Annotated in this window: 7 protein-coding genes; all 7 read right to left on the bottom strand. The window is 57.2% G+C overall.

The window, feature by feature from the left end:
- Positions 1–225 precede the first annotated feature (225 nt).
- Complete coding sequence (locus Q1M07_RS00925; RefSeq protein WP_300449365.1) at positions 226–1,701, bottom strand: DNA cytosine methyltransferase; 1,476 nt, start codon at positions 1,699–1,701, stop codon at positions 226–228.
- Positions 1,691–2,125: a DNA mismatch endonuclease Vsr gene (vsr, locus tag Q1M07_RS00920; RefSeq protein ID WP_300449362.1), complete on the bottom strand. Its 435-nt coding sequence runs from the start codon at positions 2,123–2,125 to the stop codon at positions 1,691–1,693. Before vsr ends, Q1M07_RS00925 begins: the two co-directional genes overlap by 11 nt.
- 10 nt (positions 2,126–2,135) lie before the next feature.
- Positions 2,136–3,440 carry a hypothetical protein gene (locus tag Q1M07_RS00915; protein ID WP_300449359.1) on the bottom strand — a complete coding sequence of 435 codons (1,305 nt, stop codon included), beginning with the start codon at positions 3,438–3,440 and terminating at the stop codon, positions 2,136–2,138.
- 161 nt (positions 3,441–3,601) lie between these two features.
- Positions 3,602–5,770 (bottom strand): ATP-binding protein, encoded by a 2,169-nt coding sequence (locus Q1M07_RS00910; protein ID WP_300449356.1) that lies wholly within the window; start codon positions 5,768–5,770, stop codon positions 3,602–3,604.
- A complete protein-coding gene (locus tag Q1M07_RS00905; RefSeq protein ID WP_300449352.1) occupies positions 5,770–6,012 on the bottom strand; it encodes a hypothetical protein in 243 nt (80 codons plus the stop codon). Before Q1M07_RS00905 ends, Q1M07_RS00910 begins: the two co-directional genes overlap by 1 nt.
- Before the next feature lie 52 nt (positions 6,013–6,064).
- The gene (locus tag Q1M07_RS00900; protein WP_300449349.1) at positions 6,065–6,457 is read right to left on the bottom strand and encodes a hypothetical protein; all 393 of its coding nucleotides are present in this window, start codon (positions 6,455–6,457) and stop codon (positions 6,065–6,067) included.
- A gap of 133 nt (positions 6,458–6,590) precedes the next feature.
- The coding region (locus Q1M07_RS00895) for a transposase domain-containing protein (protein ID WP_300449346.1) at positions 6,591–6,775 on the bottom strand (185 nt) is incomplete at its 5' end.

The following is a 6,775-nucleotide window of genomic DNA, read 5'->3' as shown; positions in this document are numbered from 1 at the left end:
TGCTACATGCCCTTGCCAGTACGCTGCCACTTCGCCAGCCTTGCCCATCGCGCTCTCCCGTGAAAACCTCGAGAGGGTGCGGCAACTGGCACTGGATTGGTAGGTGGGCCCGATGGACGCTTACCATTTGCACAAGAGTTCCTGCAAGCCTGACAACAAAAGACTCTGCATTGCTCTTCGTCGAAGCGATTCTCACCACCAGCCTGCGTCATGACAATTCGGAAGTTACGCCGCGGTGCGTGCGCCTATGACTGCACCCGCGATTGCCTGCTTGAGCGTTGTCATGAGCGCTTTTCCGACCGCCAGTGCCAGCAACGAAGGGACCGCATTGCCGATCTGACGGAACGACGCGTTCATGGCTCCGGCAAACTCGAACCCGTCGGGAAAGGACTGAAGGCGAGCAGCTTCACGTACGGAAATCATGCGCTTCTGGCGACCGTCATAGTGAATATGAGAATAGGTATCCTTGCCAAGATGGGCTGTCAGAGTGCGGGACGGCGCGTCCGAATCCAGTTTCCACCATTTATTCGGAAACTTCCCTACGTCGTAAGGCGGGACTGTGGCCTGCTCCAGCGCCTTGTATCGAGCCGTTCCAGCCTTTGGTGGAACATGCTCTTGCTGGATTTTCTCTTCCAGAATTTCTCTCGCAATGCGCAACGCCACCGGATAATCCGCACCACGCGGCATCCGACCGAAGATGGGGAAGTCGCGAGCGGTCAGTCTCACAACATTCCCGGTCACATCTCCCGCGGTAGAAAACCCATTCCAATTGCGCATCAAGCGACCATAATTTGACGGTGTAGTGCCGTCCCGGTATGGCAACCTATCCGAAACCTTTCTTCTGCGGATGACAGCCATGTCTCGCAAATGATCTGAAATGAATGGGAGATCGGACAGCGCATCTTTCGTACTGATGGAGCGCGGCAGCTCGGCCGTATGAACAGGAATTGGAGCGAAGTGCGATCCCTCAGTCTTGACGTGCTTCAAAGCAACGGCCCGACTTCCCTCGTATCCACGCGGCAACTCCATCGTGTGCGTCGGCAAAGGAAACTGAGGAATCACTCCCAGGCGCGCATCGAAGGCTATGAGAAACAACCGCTCACGAAGCTGGGGGACTCCGTAGAACGCGGCGTTGAGCAAAGTGTATCGGGTGACATAGCCCCGGAGCTTGAGCACTTCTGCGATCTCTTCGGGGACATTGTGCCCACCGAAATTCATGATATCCGGAACGTTTTCCAGCAGTATGACCAGAGGGCGGGTCTCGTCGACGATTTCCAGAAAGCGGCGATAGAGAGAAGCACGCGGATCATTCTTGAACGCGTCCTCGTCCTGTTTGACTGATCTCAGCTTCGAGCGCCCGATGCGAGCGAACGCTTGGCAGGGCAGCCCAGCCGCCAGAACATCAAACGCATCTAGAGGCCTACCCGACAATCCGAAGTCGGCGATCAGGTCATCCATCGACTGCGACACCATGTCACGGGGGCGAGACCATTGTTCCATCCGAGCCGAATCGGCCGGTGCGAAATTGAGCGTGTAGGTCGCATTCGCCTCGGCACTCGATTCGACGTGAGCAGCAAGTTCGAAACCTGCGGCCTTCAGCCCCAGAGAAAGTCCCCCGCACCCCGAGCACAGCTCAAGTACTTTCGGGAATGCTCCAGCGGCAAGTCTCTCCAGCTTCCGCTTGGCGTCGTCACCTGTCATGACCTCTCCCCTCTTCTTCATTGTTCAAGAATTCAACCAAGCGCTTGCGCAAGGCATCCGTGTCGCGTGTCTCGCATTCCCAGACCACCAGTACGCCCCATCCCAGTGCTTCAAGTTCCCTCGTCGTTCGCCGGTCGCGCGTGACGTTGGCCTCGAATTTCGAGCACCAGAAAGCCGCGTTCGATTTCGGCGAGTACGCATACCGACACCCCGGGTGACGATGCCAATAGCATCCATGGACGAAGATAACCTTCTGGCGCGACGGAAAGACCAGATCGGGGCTTCCAGGAAGATCACGACGGTGCAGTCGAAACCTGAATCCCAGCCCATGGGCAACTTGCCGCACCCGCATTTCGGGTGCGGTGTCCTTGCCTCGAATCCGTGACATGAGGCGTGATCGCTGCTGAGGAGCCAGGATGTCCATTCGCGCCCTGTCATTCGACGGGAAGCTGCACGATGCCTGGACGCGCCACATGATTGCTTGCCACGCTGATCAAGTGCATCAGGAGCTGCTCACGCAGGCGGGAAGTGACGTTCCATTGGGCACAGTCTTCCGGAAGATGCGTCTGCGGAAAGCGAATATGCACATGAAGACGAGATACCTCGGTCGCTCCAGGCATCAGGAAAACCGGCGATTTCCAGATCGCGTCCGTCAACTTGATTCGACCGTCGCTCGTCGCAGCAGCCTTTGCCAAGTCTCCGGCAAGTCCAGTCAGTTTTCCGTCCTTGTTGTCCGCGCCAAGCTCGGCGAGTTCGGCACGTACTTTCTCGATCCGCTCTGCGCGTGAGTCCTTCTGTCGTTCCGCGTTCTCAGGAATGTCCACTCCGAACAGGAATGTGATCGGGCCACGATTGTTCTGCGCGTAGTCGCAGGCGGCGCCGACGCGAATCAGCACCGGCTTGCAGGCATTGATGGCTTCGCTGCGCACGCGGAACTCTTCACACAGCATCTGCTTGATGGTCAAACCCGTCAGACGCTTCAGCTCGTCATCCCTCCAGGCGAACGGCCAGGAGACGACAGCGCCCCAATCGGTGGCCCGAAGCGTCTCCGAACTAGGCGCCGCCAAGTGCAGCATCCGATTGATCTCTCCCGCTTCAGAAGGCGACGCGGCTTCTAAGCTCCTGTCCGCATGCCGAGTAACGGCCTTCTTCCAGTTGTCCTGCATGTGAGCGGCCACATCCTGATTCAGAATTCGATCCGACAGGATCGGGGCAAGGGCCATCGAGATAGCGACACGTGGATTCGCATCGACGTGGCTGCGGCCGACCGTCTCTCGCACTAGCCGGCTCAAGAGCGTATCGAGAGCAGGCGGAAACGCCGTACTGGTTCGCTGGTCGCCAGGCACCAAATTCAGGAGAGACGCCAACGTATCGGCCGCGGCAGAGAGTACGCCGGCTTCCCACCCGAACAAGGCAGCAAGCTGGGGATTCGACACGACTGTCTGCTGCACGGCCTGCCGCAGTTCTTCGGGGTTCCCTACATCGCCACTATCGATGTCGATGAACTTTTCCTTGGCAAGCCCCAGTACGGACAGAGGTCGGGCATGCGGCTTCTGAGCGTCCAGGTGCTGATCGAGATAATCACGCAGTTGGCCTTCTAGATCAGGATGCGCAGTCCAGACAACCAGAATGAACGGACCACCACTCTCGCTGATGTTGTCTTCGAGAATCGCTGCGATGTTTGCGAAATGACGTCGATGGTCTGTGCTGGCCACTCCATCTATCAGATGGATGTCCATGAAGAGGCATCGAACCCCTCTGAAGAGATCCTTCTTCAACTCTTCCGTCCCGTCATACCGCACTCCAAGGCACGGAGACCCGAGGAGCTGAAATGTCTTCGTGATAGCCTGAAGGTGCTGCTCCTTGTCGTCCACGACGACAAAACGCGGTGCCGAAAAAATCAAGATTCGCCTCCCTTGCCGAACAGCAGGGCCAGCACAGCACCATCGAAGCCATCCGGGACATTCGCCTCGTCAGCGTCGGGAAAGGCAAGTCGGCCCCCATTCAATTCCATCACCATGTTTGCGTAGTAGAGACCCACACCCATGCCATCGGGTCGCCGACTGAAGAACGGGCGGGTCAGCCGTTCGGGGTCGTCCTGGAAACCCGTACCGTTGTCGGCGACGATGATGGCCGGACCTCCGGGGAAGTCCGCCTCCACGTTGATGTAGAGCTTTCGCTGAGATGACCCTTGCCCCTCCGGCCATCGCACTTGCAGCCAATAGAACGCATTGTCCAGAAGGTTGTTCAGTGCCCCGAGAAGCAGTCCGAACGCAAACTTTCTCTCGATATCGGGCGCGTCTTCTTCCAGTGCCGGACAGACAAGTTTGACCTCGTGATTCCGGAATCTGACACGATTGATATCTCTGGCTCGCCGAATGAGCTGCTTGATGCTGTTCGGCCGCTGCTCGCCCTTGCGAAGAAGTTCGCTGAAGCCATCAAGAATGCGGACCAGTTCGCGCGCTTGAACCTGCACAGATTGAAGGTTCTTGCCAGACTCGATGGCATCGTGAAGCACACGAACGCCCTGCTCGATTTCGTGGAACACGATGGCCAGCCCCATACCGGACAGTCCGGCCCGAAGCATCGTATCCCGCATCTCGTTGTAGTTCTTTTCCGCCTTATTGATGAGCGGGTCCAACTCTTTGGAAAGATGGTGCTTCTTCGCGACAGTTCGCAACACCTCAAGAGGTTGGGTGATGTTCGCCGTCTCTGGGTCGTGTCCCTTCCCAGTAATGGCGCGAATGTTGTCCTTGTCGATCTTGCGCTCCACCTCCAGAACCGCGAGCGCCCCAAGGACGACCTTTCTCAATCGATGGTATGCGTCGTTTTCAACAAACCCTTCGCGGTTTGTCTTCTCCGTTAGCTGATGACTTTCTTCGAGCGAGAGATCGATCGCCCCAACCACGATGTTTCTGCTGATGTTGCGCGTGGGCGTATTCACACGACGAAGGTCCAAGCCAAGCCAATCGTCTCCAGGTTCGCCGTAGTTGTAGACACGAATGCTGTCTCGGTAAACGCGAACACCTCCGTTCTCATCGAGGAAGTTCTGGACGAGTTGACTGTCACCCAGTCTGGTCAGAATTTCACGATCCCGATCGAACACATAGAACTCGCCCTTGACGGTGCCAATGCCGTCGGCGATCACTGCCTCCGCCGTAACCCTCTTGGGTTTGGTCGTTTTGTCTCCCTGATCCGTGCCGTAGATGTCGATGTCACGCTCCTGCGCGATGAGCAGGGTTCCGGACTCCTCCTCGATCCTGCGCGGTGCGAGCTTGATGCCGGTAACGCCCCTGAACTCGTACTCCCATTCGAAAACCCCGTCCTCGAACGAAAATCTGAAATGCCATGGCGCACGTTCCAACAGGATGTCGACGTCCGGAACACCAGAAACCCAATCCGGGTGATCGGGCACTTTCAACTCGGTTTCAAAGCGATCTGATCGGTCAGTGAAAGGCGAAGCAATCGACGTGATTTGCCGAAGCAGGCGGCGGACTTCTCCGCGCGTCCACGCAGCTTCTCGCAACTTGTTTATCGTCAGGCGTGTCCCGGTCTTCGAGCCTGTAAACACTTCTGGCTTGCGAGTCCGAACGTTGACCACGGCTTCGGAAAGAAACTGCTTCTCGATAAGCACGGACCAGTCAATCTTGACGACGCACTCCAGATGCCCCTTGGCCCTGGTCACAAGCTCGATGCGGTCACCCAGTTTGTGGACTGCGAATCTCCCGAGCCCTTTCTCACCAAGAGGCAATCTGTTCAAGCGCGTTCTCTTCAGCGCCTTGCGTTGAAGCTCGCGGTGATCGTGTGCAGGAACAAGCCAGATGTCCCGAATGACAGGCAGATCCATTCCGTCCCCATCGTCTTCGACGACGATGCTAGGACTCGCAGTACGCAATCCCTTGAGGGTCACCGTGACCGTTTCGGCATCCGCGTCATAGGCATTTTTGACAAGCTCGAAGACAGCTAGGCGAGGTGTGCCGATGAGCTGATCGCCCAGAAGTTGGAGTAGCCTCGCGCGCGGCCGGAAAGGGAGATCGAGTGAATCGTCTGAAGAAGGAATCGTGGCCATCAGCGGACTTTCCTTTTGTCGCACATCTCATCGTCATTCACAACGAATCCAATGGCTTTCAGGGCGCGCAGAATGATCGTCCGCTGGGTGGTGCCTTCCTGAGCTGCACGCACGCTCACTTCTCGTTTTATGCGGGCAGGCACCATCACCTGGAGAGACGCTTCCTTATCGCCGGCAGAACGGCCACCGCGCGCTACCACTCTCTTTGAGGAATTCGCCAGCATGGGATATTGATCCTTCACTTCATGACTTCATGATGTTAACAGATTACTGCCCACTAGGCCACACGGCGATTCACAGGTTCAGCCTGACGACCTCAGCCACAAAATTCGTGTACCAGACCTCCGGCATCCCACGCCAGATTTCATGGGCAAACCTGATACGGCTGATTTCGCCTCGCATGACCATCTCGTGCAGGTGCTCGTACCCCTGAACGTTCACGAAGAACTTCAACATGTGATCGGCGAGAAAGTAGAACTCGTCCTGATCGATGTCACGTTGTTTGGCATCATCGAGCAGCAGCCCAAAGAGGAAAGACCACTCATCCTGATCATCCGCTTCGCCAAGGGGAACGGACAAGTCACCGCGACCATTGGATTTCTCGTGGACACGCCTGTGGCATTCTCGGCACAGTGTGATTCCGTTTCCCGTCTCCACCGCGCCCCAGGGATAAAGGGTCTTGCGCACGACGTGATGCGCTTGGATACCCTCTTTCGATTCACAGCACACGCAGCGATATGAGTCGCGTTCTTTGATGAAGCGACCCCATTGCCGAAGAATCGTAAGCGTCCGACACAGCCACCCCTCGGGGGCGACGCGCTCAGGCTGTCGTTTTCAGTGGCAGCAGTTCGTCGATGCGGCTGTTCGGCCAATTTGGGAGTTTTTCGAGGGTCTCGGTGAGCCAGGCCATCGGTTCGATCCCGTTCAGGCGAGCCGTCTCGAGCAGCGACTGGATCGCGGCAGCGCGTTGGCCGGCAGTCTCGGAACCCGCGAACAGCCAGTTCT

This window comes from Accumulibacter sp. (assembly GCF_029255285.1).
Classification (GTDB): domain Bacteria; phylum Pseudomonadota; class Gammaproteobacteria; order Burkholderiales; family Rhodocyclaceae; genus Accumulibacter.
The sequence above is the reverse complement of the archived record's forward strand: the minus strand, read 5'-3'. Positions and strand labels throughout refer to the sequence as shown.

Excerpts from the sequence above, each read along its gene's own strand:
- Q1M07_RS00925 (WP_300449365.1), bottom strand. The coding sequence starts at position 1,701 with ATGACAGGTGACGACGCCAAGCGGAAGCTGGAGAGACTTGCCGCTGGA.
- vsr (WP_300449362.1), bottom strand. The coding sequence starts at position 2,125 with ATGGACATCCTGGCTCCTCAGCAGCGATCACGCCTCATGTCACGGATT.
- Q1M07_RS00915 (WP_300449359.1), bottom strand. The coding sequence starts at position 3,440 with ATGGACATCCATCTGATAGATGGAGTGGCCAGCACAGACCATCGACGT.
- Q1M07_RS00910 (WP_300449356.1), bottom strand. The coding sequence starts at position 5,770 with ATGGCCACGATTCCTTCTTCAGACGATTCACTCGATCTCCCTTTCCGG.